The sequence below is a fragment of the Candidatus Nitrosotenuis cloacae genome (assembly GCF_000955905.1).
GTDB lineage: Archaea > Thermoproteota > Nitrososphaeria > Nitrososphaerales > Nitrosopumilaceae > Nitrosotenuis > Nitrosotenuis cloacae.
On the sequence record NZ_CP011097.1, the window covers coordinates 751,904 to 768,487 of the forward strand.

Consider the following 16,584-nt stretch of genomic DNA (forward strand, 5'->3'; position numbering starts at 1 on the left):
ATTGATTACTAATTCTATGTGTGTTTAATTGATGCAAACAACGCGTGTTTTTAGCTAAGCTGATTCCATACATTTTGGCAATTTACCATCGTGTTTTTCTTGGTACTCCTTTAGCAATTGTGTTTTGATTTCTTCGTGATTTATGATTGCTGAATATCGAAATCGTCTCGCATCTTTTGTACAGTTATCATTTAGTGACTCTAGGATTGTCTGTCTTAGATTGTCAGAGTTCCCGATGTAAAGAATCTTCATTGCTGCATGCATCATGTATACTCCAGATTCCTGCGGCGTTTTTGAAATTTGCTCTTTGCTGTAATCAAGCCAATCAGACCACGTGATGTTATCTGCCATGATTCCACGTTGATTACACTTCTTTAAATTCTGAATGTTATTTATCTAGCAGACCTTTTAGTCCGACACATCGGTTTCTTATTGTGACTTCGGTAACACCCGCTGCAACAGAGATGTCTTTTTGCGATCTAATCTCACCATTGGATACACAAGCCAAATAGAGTGCGGCAGCTGCCAAGCCCATCGGATCTTTTCCTGCAACCATTCCGATTATCTTTGCCTTGTTTAGTATCTCGGCTGCCTTTCGCTTGGTCTTCTCAGAGAGATTTGCAACGCTTGCAATTCTTGCAATTCCTTTGGTTGGATCGGCTACTGGCATCTTTAGGTCCAGTTCTTTGTATATGAGCCTGTAGCATCGAGCTACGTCTTTTCGTCGTATGTTGATGCTTTCTGCCACATCATCCAATGTCCTTGGCGTTTCGGTGTTTCTACATGCCGCATAAAGGCAGGCGGCAATCAATCCATGAATGGATCTTCCCCTGACTAGCTTTTTTTCCATTGCCTTTCGGTAAATGTAGGCTGCCTTTTCTATGACTGCATCCGCCAAACCCATCTTGTCCTTCATTTTGCCAAGCTCGTTTAGTGCCTGCCTTAGGTTTCTATCAGCAGATGTATGCGCTTGTGTTCTACTATCCCAAGTTCTAAGGCGCTCAATGGAGTTTTTCATTGATGCTGAAAGTGGTTTTCCCGTTGCATCCTTGTCAGCACTTCCTATTACTGTGGATAGTCCCATATCGTGCATTGTTAATGATGTTGCTGCACCGACTCGACTCTTGTCTGATTCATCATTAGAAAATGATCTCCATTCTGGACCTGACTCTTCTAGTTTTTCTGCGGCAACATAGCCACAATTTCTGCAAAAGATTTCACCAGTTACGGCATCTGCCTGTATGGTGTTTTTTGCGCAAGAAGGACATTTTCTTTGTGATGAGGCCATCAGTGTATCTATAGGTCGTTTTTAGTTATTATGGGTTTTACACAATTCCAATGATTATTTGTATGTAGGTCAAGCTAAGACATATTCTAGATTTATAGAATTACAGCGTGGAATTAATTTTGTGATTTCTGTTTAGAGTGTTCTTTTAGTCTGTCGGCAAGTTTTTTGAAGATCTCATTTACGCTAACGTCGATCAGATTTATTGTCGCATTATCCTTGATTAGTTGTTTTTCATACTTTTCTTTTATGGCAAACATTACCGATGACCAGTGTAGTACACCTTTGAGTTTTTCTTCAACTATGATGTTTGTGTCTGGGAAATTGAACGATTGAAAGACTATTCCATTTGCCCAGTTAATGGTAGGTATTGCGCCTCCAGCTGTTTTACTGCTGAATGCTATCTGAGTCATCCAGTCATCAAAGCTATATTCTATTACTTCGTGTATTATGAGCTTCTTCCAAGGCTCTATTGTAATCTCCAATGTTTTGCCTCAATTACACGCAATTATATAATTTTCAAAATTAACCAACCCAAAAAATAACCGTACATATCTGACTGTCTGTCTGTTTTGAACAGACAAGATCTATTATTTTATTCGTGAATCGGTATATGGGGAATAAAATGAACCACGAAGAAATCATCAAACATCTGGGTCTTTTTGGCCTGGAAGAAATCGATTCCAAAGTATACATGGGATTGCTCCAAACTGGACCAGTGTCCGTTGGAAGTCTGTCTGTCAAGTTGGACATAGATAGAGGCAAGACTTACCGCGCTCTGAACCGACTAAGAAACATGGGAATTGTTAGTACAACTTTTTCAAACCCGACGCTTTGCTCTGCAATTCCACCAGTCGATGCACTAAATGTAATCCTGGACAGAAAACAGGATGAAATGATAACCATGAAGAACCTGTCACAAAAAATAGTTGAGGACATTGATGTTATAGTCAAGCAAACTGACATGCAGGAAATATCCTCATTTGTGATAATCCAAGGCAGATCCAATATCTATTCCAGAATTGGCAAATTACTACAAAAGGCAACAGGTGTGGTGTATTTGGTTGGTCCACCTGAGGATTTTATGCGCATGTACCATACTACGATTCCTGAAAAAATCCAAATGATCAAAGAAAATGGCACCGAGGTAAGAATACTGACTGAGATCTCAAATGAGAAAGAATTGGTGTTCATCAACAGATTGGAGCCAAGTGAGGTACGTTTGGGCAAGCTACCATCAAAGAGCAGGATGATTGTGGAGGAGAATAGGCAACTCATCATGTCTGGCGCATTAAACACATCAATGGACCTAAACGATGAGAATGATTCTGTGATGCACACAAACTCGGCCGAAATGGTAAGTAACATGTTCAGTCTTTGTACATTGTTGTGGGCAAAATCCAAACCAACAGCGGTTCTTGTTGCGCCAAAGGCAAAGAAGGTCAGATCACAATGATGGGATACAAACCAGTACACTGTGAATCACTAAAACAGAAAAATTCTGAGACAAACTCTGCTAGTAAGGATTTTCGTCAAAAAAGAAAGGAAGACTTGGTAAATGAGTTGGTGGACCCAATTTGTATAATAACAAATGCAAACGAGATGTTGTATTTGCGCCTAGGAAAATTTGTAGATTCGGAAACAAGAGACTACTTTGAGATGATAACTCGTGCCATCACAAAGACAAAAACACTTGTTGAGGAACTACGCCAAGAGACTAGCTGAGCAGGCAATAGGCATAGTTTGGACTCATTGATGGATACATGATACTCTGAGTGTTATTAGAGTGCCCAAGGCCTATTGCATGGCCTAACTCGTGTCTCATTATCTTCTCTACACTCGCAACATCATACAATTGGAAACTTCCATCACAGTTATAGTCGCCTAGTGCAACTTCGACTACTCCTTTTCCAATGTGTGCATGACCCAAGACTCCCTCGCCTAATTTTCTTACGGTCCATGTAACCCAAATGTTTGCATCTGATTTGGAATCAGCATGTGAGAATTTGATGATGGCGTTTCCATTAGGTGTGGTAAATATCTGGTCCTGCCAAAACTTTGTGGATTGGTTTAGCGTGCTGACATGATCCAATGGCAAGCCTGGTGGCTGTGCGTTTACAAAAATCTTGTAATTTAGGACATATGTGCCGTTTTCCAGTGTTATTTTGGGATCTGGAAATCCTGATGATCCTGTCTTTATTTGCTGCTCAAAATTCCACCGCTCATAGTCTCTTAGGAATTTTTTAATGACATCAAAACTTGGATTTGGGTACTCGATGTAGCGCTTGTCTTTTGTGACTTTGGTTGCAACCTTGCTAGTGTATGATTCAAAGACCGTTTGCGTGGGTTTTTCACTCCAGTTCTTTGGCTTTTCTGTTGGTTTGTATGGGTATTTTTTGATAACCTTATCTGCATATTCTTTGTAGTTTTTTGCCACCGTGTTGTTTGGATATGTAGAATATGCCTGATCAAAGTATTTTTTTGCCTCCACGTACTCGCCATAATTTCCAAATCCTACACCTAAACCGAGCATCGCTGTGATGTCTTTTTGATTTTTTTGGTATATCTTGTAAAAATCAGACATTGACTTTTGGTGTTGTCCTAGATTACTTTGCGCAACGCCTTTCATTTTGAGAACTGTGCTGTGGTTGGGGTAATCCTTGAGGATCTTATCGTATAGTGTGATGGCCTCTTTGTACTGGCCTTTTGCAAAATATTTTGCAGCCGCTTTGTATGATGTGTTTGCATTTTTGGCTATGTCGTCTGCAAAAGTAGGTATTACATGGATAGATAATACGATAAACACCAAGAAAATGGTTATAACGAAATATTTCATGTGATCAACATGCTTGGACTGGGTAATAATTTGAGCGAATTAAAGATACGAATCCAAAAGGCACATGACGATCTTGCTAGCCTGGGGGAGCCAAGCCAACCACTCACAGAGATGATAGGCTCAACCAATGCTATTCGCCTAAATGAATACCTGAGCAAAACCGACGCAAAAAAGACCGAACTAATATCAGATTATGTTTTGTATACGAAGCAATTGGAGCAGATAATCTCATCACTGTTTTCAATTCAATCCGAACTCAAAAGCATCCTAAAAGAAGAGACCTCAATGATGGAGTCTACCGATATCAAGCCCAAAAGAACAAGGAAATCCACAAAAAAGAACTAGTTCTGGTGGGAAATATCCCCAGACGTTATCCAGCTTGTCTTTGTGCCTGATTTTATGACCAGTGTTCCATCTCGATCTAGTCTTATGGCCTTGCCTGTTGTTTTGGTGCCTGATGAATTTATCGTGATTTGTCTTCCGATGGTAGATGATCTTTTTGTCCACTGTGTGATGATTGACTGTGCCTTGTCTTGTTCCAGTTCTTGCAAAATACCTTCAAGCTCCTCTAGGAATGTCTTGACTAGTTTTACAGGTTTTGTTTTGTCGTCTTTGATCAGTGTCTCTACTCCATAAAAATTCCCTTTTTGTTTTATCTTGTGTTCAATTTCTTTTGGCTTTATTTTGAAATTAATCCCGACTCCAACAACAATACTCTCAATCCGTGTTGATTCAATCGATGCGTCAATTATGATTCCCGCAACTTTTTTTCCGTGTATTGTGAGATCGTTTGGCCACTTTAGTTCTGTTTTTATTTTTAATGATTTTTCAATTGCGTTTGATAGTGCAATTGCAACTGCAAACGGAATCAGAGTTATTTTTGAGATATCAAATTTTGGCTGCAAAATTACTGAAAGCCATATTCCACCTTTGGGAGAAACCCACTGTCTGCCTAGTCTACCCTTGCCAAGTGTTTGTGATTCAGCAATTATGACTGCCCCAAACTCGTTTTGGTTTTTTGCAATATTTGTGGCAAAACTTTGTGTTGAATCAACAGAATCAAAATAGTATACCTTATTTCCTATTTGTTTTGTTTTGAGATCTTCCGTTATCTCCCAGGGAAGCAAAAGGTTTGTTGTATCAATTAGTCGATATCCTAGATTTTGTTTTGATTCTATTTTGTAGCCAAGTGATTGGATTTTTTTTATATGTTTCCAGATTGCGACCCGACTGATGTGTAGTACCTCACTTAGGTCCTCACCTGAGAGATGTTCTAGTCGATGTGCCTTGAGAAACTGTAAAACCTTAACCAGTCCTTGGTTTTCATCTGATGTGTAAAGCAAACTGTATGTGTTGGTATGATGGTTGATTTAAAATCCTATGTCGATGTCAAATCCACCATCGCCTGCACCACCATCTCCGCCCATGTCTCCACCGCCTGACTCTGCATCGGACATTTGATTTTCTGATCCTGGTGGAACCTGATCTGCTGGAACATAGCTGCCCATTGATGCCCCAATCATGGAAAACATCATGGAAAACATCATCATGTTCATTATGCCAAAGAACATCATCATTGCAAAGTCTGATTTGTTATTGCCCATGAACTCTTCGAGCTTTTTCTTGTCTCCAAGTTTGTACAGTTGTGTCATCTGGTTCCATTTTTGTTCCATTTCATGAATCCTTTGTTGCACTTCGTTGTTTCCTTTCTCTGTTATTTGGAGCTCAGTTTTCTCTCCACCCAAGAATCCCTTCTTTTTCTCAACTTTGATTAGTCCACGCTCTTCCAATTTTTCTAATATTTTGTTTAATTCTTGAGGATCAATTCCCGTCTTTGATCTAATTTTATCAAACTTTTTTGCGCCATTTCTAATTGCGCCCAAAACAATAACATCTTTTGGCTCTTCTTCCATGGTGTGGGTTTGCAGATAGTGTATAAAGAATTTTCCAATAAATTATAATCCTATTATGTAATGTTATGTGCATGGATGTGGATTCCCACACAGATGATCAAATTCGCAAGATCTTATCGCTAAAAACCGTCGCTGTAGTTGGCATGTCAAAAAACGAAGAAAAGGCGGCTCATTATGTCCCAAAATACCTCTTGTCGCAAGGCTATGACGTAATACCAGTCAATCCTACTGCCGATCAAATTCTAGATAAAAAATGCCATGCTAGTTTGGATGACATACAAGAACAAATCGACATTGTGGATGTTTTTAGGCCGTCTGATCAGGTCTTGCCAGTAATTGAGGAGGCAATCAAGAAAAAGCCCAAGGTGATCTGGTTGCAGGAAGGAATACACAACGAGGAAGCGGAAAATCTGGCAAGAAATGCAGGAATTCAAGTAGTGTATAATCGATGCATGCTTGCGGAACATCAGCGGTTATTCTAATGTCTGATTTTGATGATTTTTACAACTCTTTGCAGGAACTAGTAAAATCTCACACAAAAGATGGAACTCTGATAAAAGTAGAGCCTGATCTACGCGAGGGAATAATTCGTATATTTGGAGAACATATGAGCTCGCTTGGCCGCGCAAAAAGTGGACTGGAAGACATGTCTGAGCTTGCTTACACTACAGCCGAGCATCATCCCTATTGGAATCTTTTGTATTCTGCATGTCAAGTAGCAAAAATAACTCTGGACAAATGGGACTCGGAGCTCACACCGGAAGAGCTAAGTGAGATTACCTGGTCAATTGATGAGCTAAAAAACACATGTCAGAAAATAATTGAAAATCCTCACAATGATCACACTCACTAAATCTAGTCAGAGATAAATAGCAATGAACCATACTTGTATTTGTGCCAATAAAGATAGGAATTATCGGCAAGACTAATACCGGCAAGACTACATTTTTCAATTCTGCCACACTGTCATCCTCTGAAATCTCTACATATCCATTTACTACAAAAAAACCGGAATCTGCAACTGCAAACGCAGTCACACTGTGTGTCCATCCGGAATTTAATGTATTTGATAATCCGAAAAACTCGAGATGTATTGATGGTTGGCGCTATATCCCAATTGAGCTAATTGATCTGCCTGGTTTGATCAAAGACGCGTGGCAGGGAAAAGGACTTGGCAACCAGTTTCTCTCAGTTGCGGCACAGTCTGATGCATTATTGCATGTAGTTGATGTTTCTGGAGGAATCGACTCTTCTGGTAAGATATCTGAGGCTGGAGCAGGTGATCCAATATCTGATTTTGCAGATATTGAGGAAGAACTAATCATGTGGTATTTGAAAATCTTGGAAGGCAATCGTGACAAGGTATCAAAGACGATTCATGCTGGAACTGACAAAATAATTGCAATTGCGGATTTGTATCGAGGAATTGGCGTTAATAATTATCATGTAAAATCGGCACTTGTAGCAGCTGATGTTGAGGACAAGGAGCTAGATGATATCGGATTTCAGGAAAGCAAAAAATTTGCTGCAGTATTGCGTAAAATATCAAAGCCCACGCTAATTGTGGCAAACAAAATCGATGTTGAAGGCGCAGACAAAAACTTTGCAAGGCTACGGGAGCGTTACAATGATACTATAGTGGTTCCTGCAAGTGCGGACAGTGAGCTATCTCTGAGGCGTGCAGAACAAAAGGGCCTCATAAAATACTCGCCTGGCTCTGAGCAGTTTGATATTGAAAAGCCAGATGATCTGTCTCAAAAACAAAAGGGAGCACTTGATTTTATCACGAAAGAGATCATGGGAGAATACATGCGTACTGGTGTGCAGTTTGCAATCAATGTTACCGTATTCAAATTGCTAAAGATGAATGCAGTATACCCAGTTGCAGATGAAGAGAAATTAGCAGACAAAAAGGGTAACGTCTTGCCTGATCTGATCCTACTAAAGGATGGGGCGACAGTTGCTGACTTGGCAAAAGAAATTCACACTAGTCTTACAAAGGGATTGCTCTATGCAAAAGACATTCGATATAACCTGAGATTGCCGCCTGATTATCAATTACGTGACCGCGATGTGGTCTCATTGGTTAGTGCATCCACTACAAAAAAACAACACTAGATATCTGATTTTATTTTCTCTTTTTTCATCCAGATGGTTTTGTTTTTATGATCCAGCAAAACTATGTTTTGTGCTGAAATCTGATCACGAATTTTGTCCGCCTCTGAATATTGTTTTTGTGCGCGCAGTGATTCTCGTTTTTGTAATAGTTCTGTAATTGTTTGTTTTTCTGATTCTGTTATTTTTTGTACTTGTAATCCTAGAATGTCTAGCATGCGTTCAAACTCTGGCAATGCTATGTTGACAACAGATTTGCTCATTTCTTCTGATGCAGCTATTCTGTTTATCCCTTTTACCAACTTGAAGAATGCGTTTGTGGCAAGTGATGTGTTAAAGTCCGAATCCAATGCAGAATCAAATTCTGATCTACATTCTGTGATCAGAATAGTGATTTCATCAGTCGGTCCAGTACCTTCTGACATTATCATTTCATAATATGCCGTTTCGACTTGTCTCCATTTTATGAGGTTCTCCTTTAGTAATTCTTCCGAGTAATCAATTGCCTTGGAATAATGACCTGATATGCAAAAGAGTCGTATCACGTTTGGACCCCAATTATCCAGAACATTTCTTACTGATCTAATGTTTCCAAGAGATTTTGACATTTTTTCCCCATTTATTGTGACCATTCCCACGTGCATCCATAGCTTGGCAAGTGGTCTGTTTGTGATTGCTTCTGTCTGTGCAATTTCATTTTCATGGTGTGGAAATATGAGGTCGCGTCCGCCACCATGTATCTCAAACTCTTCTCCCAAATACTTGAGGCTCATTGCAGAGCATTCGATGTGCCATCCGGGCCTTCCTTTACCCCATGGACTGGGCCAATTTGGATCTGCATCTGAGAATTTCCATAATGCAAAATCCAGTGCATCGTTTTTTGTCTCATCTACTTGTACCCGCGCACCGGAAATCAAATCTTCTGTCTTTCTTTTTGATAATTTTCCATATTCGGTAAATTTTGTAACTGAATAGTAAACACCATTCAAAGAAAGGTATGCAAATTCTGAATCTACTAGTTTTTTGATCAGCTCAATTATTTCTGAAATGTGTTCTGTTGCCTTTGGATGGGCAGTTGCACGTCTGATGTTTAGTCTATCAAAATCCTCAAAATAATGATCAATGTATCGTCTGGATATTTCAAGTGGGTGAATTCCCTCGGTATTTGCCCGATTGATTATCTTGTCATCCACATCGGTAAAGTTTTGCACAAATTTTACTGGTGTATTCTTTGATTCCAAATATCTTCTGAGAACATCAAAAATTATGATGGTCCGTGCATGTCCTATGTGGGATTCGTCATACACTGTGACCCCACACAAGTAGATTCTAACGTTTTCTGCATTTACTTCTAGCTCTTTAGTGGTTAGCGTATCGTAGATCTTCAACTCTATTTCCTCAGAGTTTTGGTGGCATTATTCTCTTGTGTTGACTGTTTTTGTACATTTGATGGATTTTTTGGATTTTCTCTATTGGTATTTGTGTGGTTTTTGCAGCCTCATCTGGCGACATGGACTTGTCTACCGTACAATGTAAAATCACATCAATTGTCTCATATGGGATTCCTAATTCTTCTTCTGCCAAGTGGCCCTGCCATAGGTGTGGGCTGCTTTTTTTTGCAATGATTGAATCTTTAATCCTCAGATGCTTTGCTAATTCCCTTACCTGTGTCTTGTATAATGATGCTATTGGCAAAATATCTGCACTACCGTCTCCAAATTTTGTAAAATACCCGATCATGTATTCGGATTTGTCACTAGACCCAATGACTAGGTAATTGCTCAAATTTGCATAATAGTATAGTATGTTGGCCCTGATTCTTGCTCTCAGATTTCCAAGTGATCTCTGGTCAGGTTCTATAGTATTTGCAAATTGAGAATGAATCAAATTAATGTCAATCAATTTGTAGTTTAAGTGCAGACTATCCACCAAATGTAGTGCATCTTCTGTTTCATCTTTTGGCGAAACTTTACTGTCTGGCATTATTATCGCAAGTGAATTATCTTTAAACGAATTTGCGCAAATGTGTGCAATCACTGCGGAATCAATCCCACCGCTTAACCCAAAGACAAATCCTTTTGTGTTTGTCTTTGAGAGTTGCTCTTTTAGGAATGATTCTATGTTTTTTTGAATTTGTGAATAGTCTTGTTTTGTTATGCTTGATAGTATGTCTGGATTCACAGAGTTTGTTTTTGTTATGTTGATTAAAAATTGTATTGTATGTTATGCGTCCAAGTAGATTCCGTCGTTTCTTGCCTCTATTGGATATTTTTGCAGTTTTACACCCTTGAGATAATCTAGCAGCTCGCCGGTTTTGATATTATAATGCCAAAAGTGCAAAGGGCACTCCACTATGTATCCTTCAAGCTTGCCTGGAACAATAGATCCGTCTTGGTGTACACACAGTGCATCTAGTGCGTGATAGCCGTCTTGGTTGAATATTGCGATTCGTTTTCCGTCGACGTTGTATTCTTTGCTTTTACCAGCTGGGATGTCGCCCTTTTCGGCTACTTTTTTCCAGACCATATTCACCTGAACAAATTTTGTTAGATATTTAGTTTCTTCTTTGTTCATGACAAGATTTTTTAATATAACTCAGAGTGGTACGCTGTTGAGCAAAGTAAAAGATGAAAGTCTGGCAGATCAGGGCAAGCTTTCATACGAGTGGGCTCGAAGCCACATGCCTATCTTGGACAATACCATTAATCGATTAAAGAAATCACAACCATTCAAGGGAATAACGCTTGGATTTTGCCTCCATATCACAAAAGAGACATCTGTTCTCTTGATGGGTGCAAAACAACTTGGCGCAAATGTTGCTGCCTGTGCTGGAAACCCACTTACTACACAGGATGATATTGCGGCATTTTTGGCATCAGAGGGAATCCATGTTTATGCTTGGAATGGTGAGACCAACGAAGAATACGATTGGTGCATTGACCAAGTCCTAGACCATAAACCACTGATTGTAACTGATGATGGTGCAGACATGAATGTCAAATTACATTTTGATAAAAAATACAAAAACATGAAGATTCTTGGCTCTACTGAAGAAACAACTGCAGGTGTTAATCGCATCATGGCAATGCACAAAAAAGGAAAACTACGCTATCCTGTAATTTTGGTAAATGAAGCATACACAAAACACATGTTTGATAACCGATATGGTACTGGACAATCCACAATAGATGGATTCTTGCGTGCAATGAATCTGTTATTTGCATCAAAAAGAGTGGTGGTTGCAGGATATGGCTGGGTTGGCAAAGGCGTGGCAGCTCGAAGTCATGGAATGGGCTCCAAAGTCATAGTAACAGAGGTTGATCCTGTAAAGGCACTGGAAGCACACATGGATGGCTTTGAGGTAATGACAATGTCTGATGCTGCCAAAATTGGGGATATTTTCATCACATGCACCGGCATGCGTGATATCATAACCAAAGAGCACATTCTAAAAATGAAAGATGGTGCAGTGATGGGCAATGTGGGACACTTTGATGTTGAAATTGATAGTGACTTTTTGCTAAGCAAATCAAAATCCGTCAAGGAAGTAAGGCCAAACCTGGATGAGTGTACATTGCAAAATGGCAAAAAAGTCTACTTGGTGGGCAAGGGACGACTGGCAAACCTTGTGGCCGCAGAAGGACACCCACCAGAGGTAATGGCACAATCATTTTCTAACCAAATCTTGTCTGTATTGTATATTCTCAAAAACCATAAAAAAATTGGTAAAAAAGTAATAACAGTTCCTTCTGAGATTGATACTCAAATTGCAGTAGACGCATTGGGAGCATTTGATGTTAAAATTGACAAGCTCACACCAAAACAGATAGCATACAGAGATAACTGGTAAGAAGCTTCTTAAGATACAAAACTCAAATTTATTCATTGAGACAAAAAGCAATCATCACTAGCGCATTGCCATATGCAAATGGCGAGATTCATCTTGGACATGTTGCATCAACGTATCTGCCTGCAGACGTTACTACACGATTTTTGAAGATGAATGGTGTTGAGGCCTATTACATTTGCGCATCAGATGATTTCGGAACTCCAATTCTTATTGCAGCCGAGCGAGAAAAGAAAACACCTCAGGAATATGTTGCTCATTGGAACAAACGTGATTTTGAGGATTTCTCATCATTTGATATTGGCTTTGATCTGTTTTATCGTACCAGCTCCCCTGAGAATGTGGCATTTGTCAGAAACGTCTACAACACACTAAAGAAAAATGGGCACATTTACGAGTCTGAAATAATCCAGTTTTACTGCAAAAACGACAAAAAATTCCTCCCTGATCGATATGTAATAGGAACTTGTCCTCACTGCCAGGCGCAAGACCAGTACTCTGATCTGTGTGAAAAATGCGGGCGTGTACCTGAGGAAATAAACGACCCAAAATGTGCCATTTGTGGAGCAGTCCCAACCAAGGAAAAAACAACACATCACTTTTTCAAGCTAAAAAACTTTGGCGATTCACTCTTCAAGTGGCTTGATGAAACCCAAACACTTCAAAAGGATGTCAAAAAATACGTCCAAAACTGGATTAGCACGGGACTGGTCGATTGGGACATTACGCGAGATATCTCTTGGGGCGTGCCAATTCCAGGCGATGAATCCAAGGTATTCTATGGGTGGTTTGATAACCACTTGGCATACATTTCATCCGCAATCAAGCTTTTATCGGACAAAGGACTAGATGGAAAAGAATTTTGGAACTCTGCTGACATTTACCATTTCATTGGAAAGGATATTGTGTACCATCATTATTTGTTCTTGCCTGCAATGCGACTAGGCATTGACTCGGAGTACAAGCTGCCAGATTACATCCCAACCAGAGGACACCTAACACTACAATCAAAGAAAATATCAAAAAGCAGAAACTGGTACATTGGATTAAAGGAATTCCTCGAGTTTTATCCAGCGGACTATCTTAGATATTATTTGATATCGATTAATCCGTACTCGCAAGATGATCTAAACTTTGATTGGGATGATTTTGCAACGCGAATCAACTCTGAATTGATTGGAAACCTTGGCAATTTGGTGAATCGTGCATTGGGATTTACAAAGAAGACATTTGATGGAATAATTCCATCTACTGATAACTATGATGAAAAAGACAAGGAAGCAGAAGCAAAGATCAAATCTTTTTCCACAGAGCTGTACTCATTATTAGAACAGAATCATCTTGATAGGGCAATGAAAAAGGTAATGGAGTTCTCAATGTACTTTAATCAGTACTTTCAGCACAAAGAGCCTTGGAAGAAAGCGCCAGGCACGAATACATGCGTGTTTTTGGCAGCAAACGCGGTCTATTCAATATCAATAGCACTGTGCCCATTTTTGCCAAAATCTGCTCAAAAGGTCTGGGAGCAGCTTGGGATGAATGGTAATGTAAAAGACAAACCTTGGAAGGCAATCTCGGAGATTGGATTACAATCGGGACACAGACTAGGCGAGATAAACCCGATATTTGCTCGAGTCGAAGATGCGGACATAAAAAAACGCAAAGAGAAATTTGAAACAAAATAAACGAATTCCAAGAATTTCAACCCGTGGATTCTATGATTTGAATAGTGGCAAGACAAAAAAGAGCAAACAATACGATCTGTATCCAAAAAAATTCTTTGATGAGTTGGATGTGGTGCCAGAAATAACAATAATGATTCATGGACTACGTAATGACCAGTCTGGAGCATTAACAAAATTTCGCATTGCAAAACAACGCCTGACTCAACTTGGATACCTGCATCCTGTAGTTGGGTTTAGCTATGATTCCAATACCAGAGGTGTTCAGTACAAATCTCAAGAACAAAAGGCAACAAATGTTGGAGTGTTGATTGCCAAGAAAAATGGATACAATTTGTCGCAGTTTTTGATAAACACCAAAAAAAGATTTCCCAAACTAAAGATCCGACTAGTTGGACACTCTCTTGGCTCTCAAGTGATAATCTCTACACTGGAAAAACTTGGAAGCCGAAAACTCGTTGAATCCGTGCATATCTTTGGCGCATCGATCCCATCTAATCTATTAAGCCAACAAAACAAGGTAAATCTATTACAAAAAACAATATCTCAGAAATTTGTCAATTATTATAGCAAATCTGATCTGGTTCTAAAATATGCGTATGAGCAAGGCCTGATCCCACAACCAATTGGATATGGTGGAATTCAAGGCAAATCCGTACCTAAATATTCGCAAAAACACGTCAGGCCGCAAAACCATCGCTTTCTCAGCTATGCCCAAGTTTTGAAATCATTCCCATAATCTGTGAATATATTGAAGTGATTGCGAGGCTGTATGATGGCAGACTCTGTTAATTTTGTGGTATTGGGGGACCAAGAGGTAGCGGCAAGCCTTGGAAAGAAAGGGACTGCCACAGACATGACAATGTATGACAAAAAAGAGGCAGGTGTGATTAGAACATACACAACACCTAGCGGCTTTCCAGACAAGGTTCAACCACTATTACAAGTAATCAATTTGGCTGAATACGTAATATTTCATGTAAACAAGTTAGACAAGTTCGTAGGTGAGCAAATAATTGCACTTGATATGTTGCAAAAAAAGAATGGACTATTGTCCCATACGTATGATGTTGATGAAAATACGCTAAACACCATGATAAAAAATACGGTACTTGTCAACTATCCAAGAATTACCCAAGATAAAATCAAGGAAGAGTCAGACAAACTTTCACAAATATCAAAAGAAGGCAATGCTAGGGTGGTAATTGATCATTGCTTTGATGTCAAAGGTGTTGGCACTGTCATACTTGGTAAGGTAGAACAGGGAAAGATCAAGCAATATGATACTCTGAAATTGTTACCTGCCGGAATTGATGTTTTGATAAAATCCATTCAAATGCATGACGATCCGGTTGATGAGGCAGTATCGCCGGGAAGAGTTGGTCTTGCGGTAAAAGGTGTAAGTCCAGATCAAGTAGGCCGTGGGGATGTATTATGCGCGCCAGGCCCCGAGCAAATCTCTACAGAAATCGAGATTGATTTTGCAAAAAGCCCATTTTACAAGGGAGATATTGCACCAAACCAAATGTGCCTAATCAATGTGGGTTTGCAGATAAAGCCAGCCAAATTCTTATCCATTTCACCACTAAAACTCACACTCGAAAAACCCGTATTGTACAACAAAGGAGACATTTGCGTCATACTAAAACCAGAGTCGACTAGCATCAGACTGTTGGGTAGCGGCACAATAAAATAAAAAATCATACCTAATTGTTAAATAGAAAATTTTCTTGATCTGAATAATGCAAATAATTCTTGGGTTTTTGATGGCAATTACCTTGTTTACTGGCACATTAGTCACAGGATTTGCCCAGTCCGAATCTGTTGAATGCAAGGCTGCATCTGATGCAAAAAAACAGATTGAAAGCCTTGATAGAAAATACTTGGAGCTAAAGAAAAAAGCATATGCCGAGTGGGAATCCGTGAGTAAATCTGGGCAATACTCTGGTAGTTGGGAAGAATTTGCACAAAAATTCATTGACTCTTCTGAAGTAAAAGAAATCCAAGCACTCCGTCAGAAATATGCCGAAATTGATCAAAAATGTCCCCAGTATGGCGCACTCAAACCGGAATACTCTGATTCAAAGAAAAAAGATTGCGATAATACCAATTATCAAAATATTAAAAAGACATTTTTTACAATTGAGCAAAAAATGATTGCTGCCAAAGAAAAATACTACAAAGAATGGGAATCATTATCAAAATCAGGAAAATACTCGAATTCATGGGATCAATATGCCAAAGAAAACCTTTACTCTTCATCTGAAGCATTAGAATACCAAAATATCCAGGCAAAATATGGAAATCTAGTCCAGTATTGTCAATCTGAGTCAGTTGCAGTTGTGCCAAAAACTCTTCAAATTCCTTCTGGTTGCAACGAATCAGAATTAAAAATTGCAAAAAAGACACTATTGGAGTCTGATGGTAAGGTTACCGCACTAAAAGAACGGCTCTACTCCGAGTGGAAACTACATGCTGATGCTGGCAAGACAACTGATTCTTGGGATACTTACATGAAACAGCACTTTGATGGGGCAGTTGAAGTAAAGGAATGGCGCCAATTACAAGAAAAATATGCAGGCGTAATCCATATCTGTACTCCAACAAACATGGATGTCGTCTCACCAAATAGCCAGATATCACAACAAACCGAAAAGTCTACAAAATCCAAAATCATATCTGAGAAGAAAAAAGACTCGGACAAGTCTGAAAAACTCAAAAAGACAAAAAAGGCAAAAAAACCAAGCGATCAGCAAGTAAAACCAACACTCAAGAATAATTAATTACAATATCAGGCCATGTCAAACCATGAAAGGACTTCGTGCCTGCCCGATTTGCTCATCTTGTGGCTCTAAGAAATTTGAGCGATTGGGAGGGAACGACGCGGTGCGCGTGCGATGCCTCTC

The 16,584-nt window shown here is 39.4% G+C and carries 20 protein-coding genes; 11 read left to right on the plus strand and 9 right to left on the minus strand.

The genetic code is table 11. From position 1 onward, the window contains the following. Positions 1-54: 54 nt before the first annotated feature. From SU86_RS04205 to SU86_RS04215, 3 genes are all read right to left on the minus strand, one after another. A complete protein-coding gene (locus tag SU86_RS04205) occupies positions 55-351 on the minus strand; it encodes a DUF7508 domain-containing protein (protein WP_052755489.1) in 297 nt (98 codons plus the stop codon). A 37-nt stretch (positions 352-388) separates the two neighbouring features. Beyond that, positions 389-1,288, minus strand: coding sequence for a transcription initiation factor IIB (locus SU86_RS04210; protein ID WP_048187703.1), 900 nt, complete (start codon positions 1,286-1,288; stop codon positions 389-391). Positions 1,289-1,401: 113 nt separating this feature from the next. Then, positions 1,402-1,770, minus strand: coding sequence for a hypothetical protein (locus tag SU86_RS04215; RefSeq protein ID WP_048187704.1), 369 nt, complete (start codon positions 1,768-1,770; stop codon positions 1,402-1,404). A gap of 140 nt (positions 1,771-1,910) precedes the next feature. On the opposite strand from SU86_RS04215, the gene SU86_RS04220 reads away from it, so the two are divergent. Beyond that, a complete protein-coding gene (locus SU86_RS04220) occupies positions 1,911-2,741 on the plus strand; it encodes a TrmB family transcriptional regulator (RefSeq protein ID WP_048187705.1) in 831 nt (276 codons plus the stop codon). Continuing rightward, positions 2,738-3,010 (plus strand): hypothetical protein, encoded by a 273-nt coding sequence (locus SU86_RS04225; protein WP_048187706.1) that lies wholly within the window; start codon positions 2,738-2,740, stop codon positions 3,008-3,010. Before SU86_RS04220 ends, SU86_RS04225 begins: the two co-directional genes overlap by 4 nt. Here SU86_RS04225 and SU86_RS04230 read toward each other — a convergent pair. Then, positions 3,003-4,121, minus strand: a complete 1,119-nt coding sequence (locus tag SU86_RS04230) for a matrixin family metalloprotease (protein ID WP_048187707.1) — start codon at positions 4,119-4,121, stop codon at positions 3,003-3,005. The genes SU86_RS04225 and SU86_RS04230 overlap by 8 nt on opposite strands. Positions 4,122-4,130: 9 nt before the next feature. On the opposite strand from SU86_RS04230, the gene SU86_RS04235 reads away from it, so the two are divergent. After that, positions 4,131-4,466, plus strand: a complete 336-nt coding sequence (locus SU86_RS04235; protein WP_048189179.1) for a hypothetical protein — start codon at positions 4,131-4,133, stop codon at positions 4,464-4,466. Here SU86_RS04235 and SU86_RS04240 read toward each other — a convergent pair. Together SU86_RS04240 and SU86_RS04245 are read right to left on the minus strand one after the other, a co-directional pair. Beyond that, positions 4,463-5,464: a biotin--[acetyl-CoA-carboxylase] ligase gene (locus tag SU86_RS04240; RefSeq protein WP_048187708.1), complete on the minus strand. Its 1,002-nt coding sequence runs from the start codon at positions 5,462-5,464 to the stop codon at positions 4,463-4,465. The genes SU86_RS04235 and SU86_RS04240 overlap by 4 nt on opposite strands. Positions 5,465-5,491: 27 nt before the next feature. Further along, on the minus strand, positions 5,492-6,034 hold the full coding sequence (locus tag SU86_RS04245; protein WP_048187709.1) for a helix-turn-helix domain-containing protein: 543 nt from the start codon (positions 6,032-6,034) through the stop codon (positions 5,492-5,494). A gap of 71 nt (positions 6,035-6,105) precedes the next feature. On the opposite strand from SU86_RS04245, the gene SU86_RS04250 reads away from it, so the two are divergent. From SU86_RS04250 to ychF, 3 genes are read left to right on the plus strand one after another with little or no spacing between them, the layout of a single operon-like run. Next, entirely contained in the window at positions 6,106-6,516 is a 411-nt protein-coding gene (locus SU86_RS04250; RefSeq protein WP_048187710.1) for a CoA-binding protein, read from the plus strand. Next, a complete protein-coding gene (locus SU86_RS04255; RefSeq protein ID WP_048187711.1) occupies positions 6,516-6,887 on the plus strand; it encodes a hypothetical protein in 372 nt (123 codons plus the stop codon). Before SU86_RS04250 ends, SU86_RS04255 begins: the two co-directional genes overlap by 1 nt. A 41-nt stretch (positions 6,888-6,928) precedes the next feature. Next, positions 6,929-8,152: a YchF-related putative GTPase gene (gene ychF, locus SU86_RS04260; RefSeq protein WP_048187712.1), complete on the plus strand. Its 1,224-nt coding sequence runs from the start codon at positions 6,929-6,931 to the stop codon at positions 8,150-8,152. On the opposite strand, the gene cysS is transcribed toward ychF, so the two are convergent. Genes cysS through SU86_RS04275 form a run of 3 tightly spaced genes read right to left on the minus strand, consistent with a single transcriptional unit; the run spans position 8,149 to position 10,675 of the window. Beyond that, entirely contained in the window at positions 8,149-9,537 is a 1,389-nt protein-coding gene (cysS, locus tag SU86_RS04265; RefSeq protein ID WP_048187713.1) for a cysteine--tRNA ligase, read from the minus strand. The genes ychF and cysS overlap by 4 nt on opposite strands. Before the next feature lie 10 nt (positions 9,538-9,547). Then, on the minus strand, positions 9,548-10,330 hold the full coding sequence (locus SU86_RS04270) for an NAD+ synthase (protein ID WP_048187714.1): 783 nt from the start codon (positions 10,328-10,330) through the stop codon (positions 9,548-9,550). A 42-nt stretch (positions 10,331-10,372) separates the two neighbouring features. Then, the gene (locus SU86_RS04275) at positions 10,373-10,675 is read right to left on the minus strand and encodes a Rieske (2Fe-2S) protein (protein WP_048189181.1); all 303 of its coding nucleotides are present in this window, start codon (positions 10,673-10,675) and stop codon (positions 10,373-10,375) included. An 85-nt stretch (positions 10,676-10,760) separates the two neighbouring features. Here SU86_RS04275 and SU86_RS04280 point away from each other — a divergent pair, with 85 nt between their 5' ends. The 5 genes from SU86_RS04280 to SU86_RS04300 are packed head-to-tail and all read left to right on the plus strand — an operon-like array spanning position 10,761 to position 16,461. After that, a complete protein-coding gene (locus SU86_RS04280; protein WP_048189182.1) occupies positions 10,761-11,999 on the plus strand; it encodes an adenosylhomocysteinase in 1,239 nt (412 codons plus the stop codon). A 35-nt stretch (positions 12,000-12,034) separates the two neighbouring features. Then, positions 12,035-13,681 carry a methionine--tRNA ligase gene (gene metG, locus SU86_RS04285; protein WP_048187715.1) on the plus strand — a complete coding sequence of 549 codons (1,647 nt, stop codon included), beginning with the start codon at positions 12,035-12,037 and terminating at the stop codon, positions 13,679-13,681. Further along, positions 13,668-14,417, plus strand: coding sequence for a DUF726 domain-containing protein (locus tag SU86_RS04290; protein WP_048187716.1), 750 nt, complete (start codon positions 13,668-13,670; stop codon positions 14,415-14,417). Before metG ends, SU86_RS04290 begins: the two co-directional genes overlap by 14 nt. 36 nt (positions 14,418-14,453) lie before the next feature. Continuing rightward, positions 14,454-15,374 carry an EF-Tu/IF-2/RF-3 family GTPase gene (locus SU86_RS04295; protein ID WP_048189183.1) on the plus strand — a complete coding sequence of 307 codons (921 nt, stop codon included), beginning with the start codon at positions 14,454-14,456 and terminating at the stop codon, positions 15,372-15,374. A 46-nt stretch (positions 15,375-15,420) separates the two neighbouring features. Then, a complete protein-coding gene (locus SU86_RS04300) occupies positions 15,421-16,461 on the plus strand; it encodes a hypothetical protein (protein ID WP_048187717.1) in 1,041 nt (346 codons plus the stop codon). Positions 16,462-16,584 lie beyond the last annotated feature (123 nt).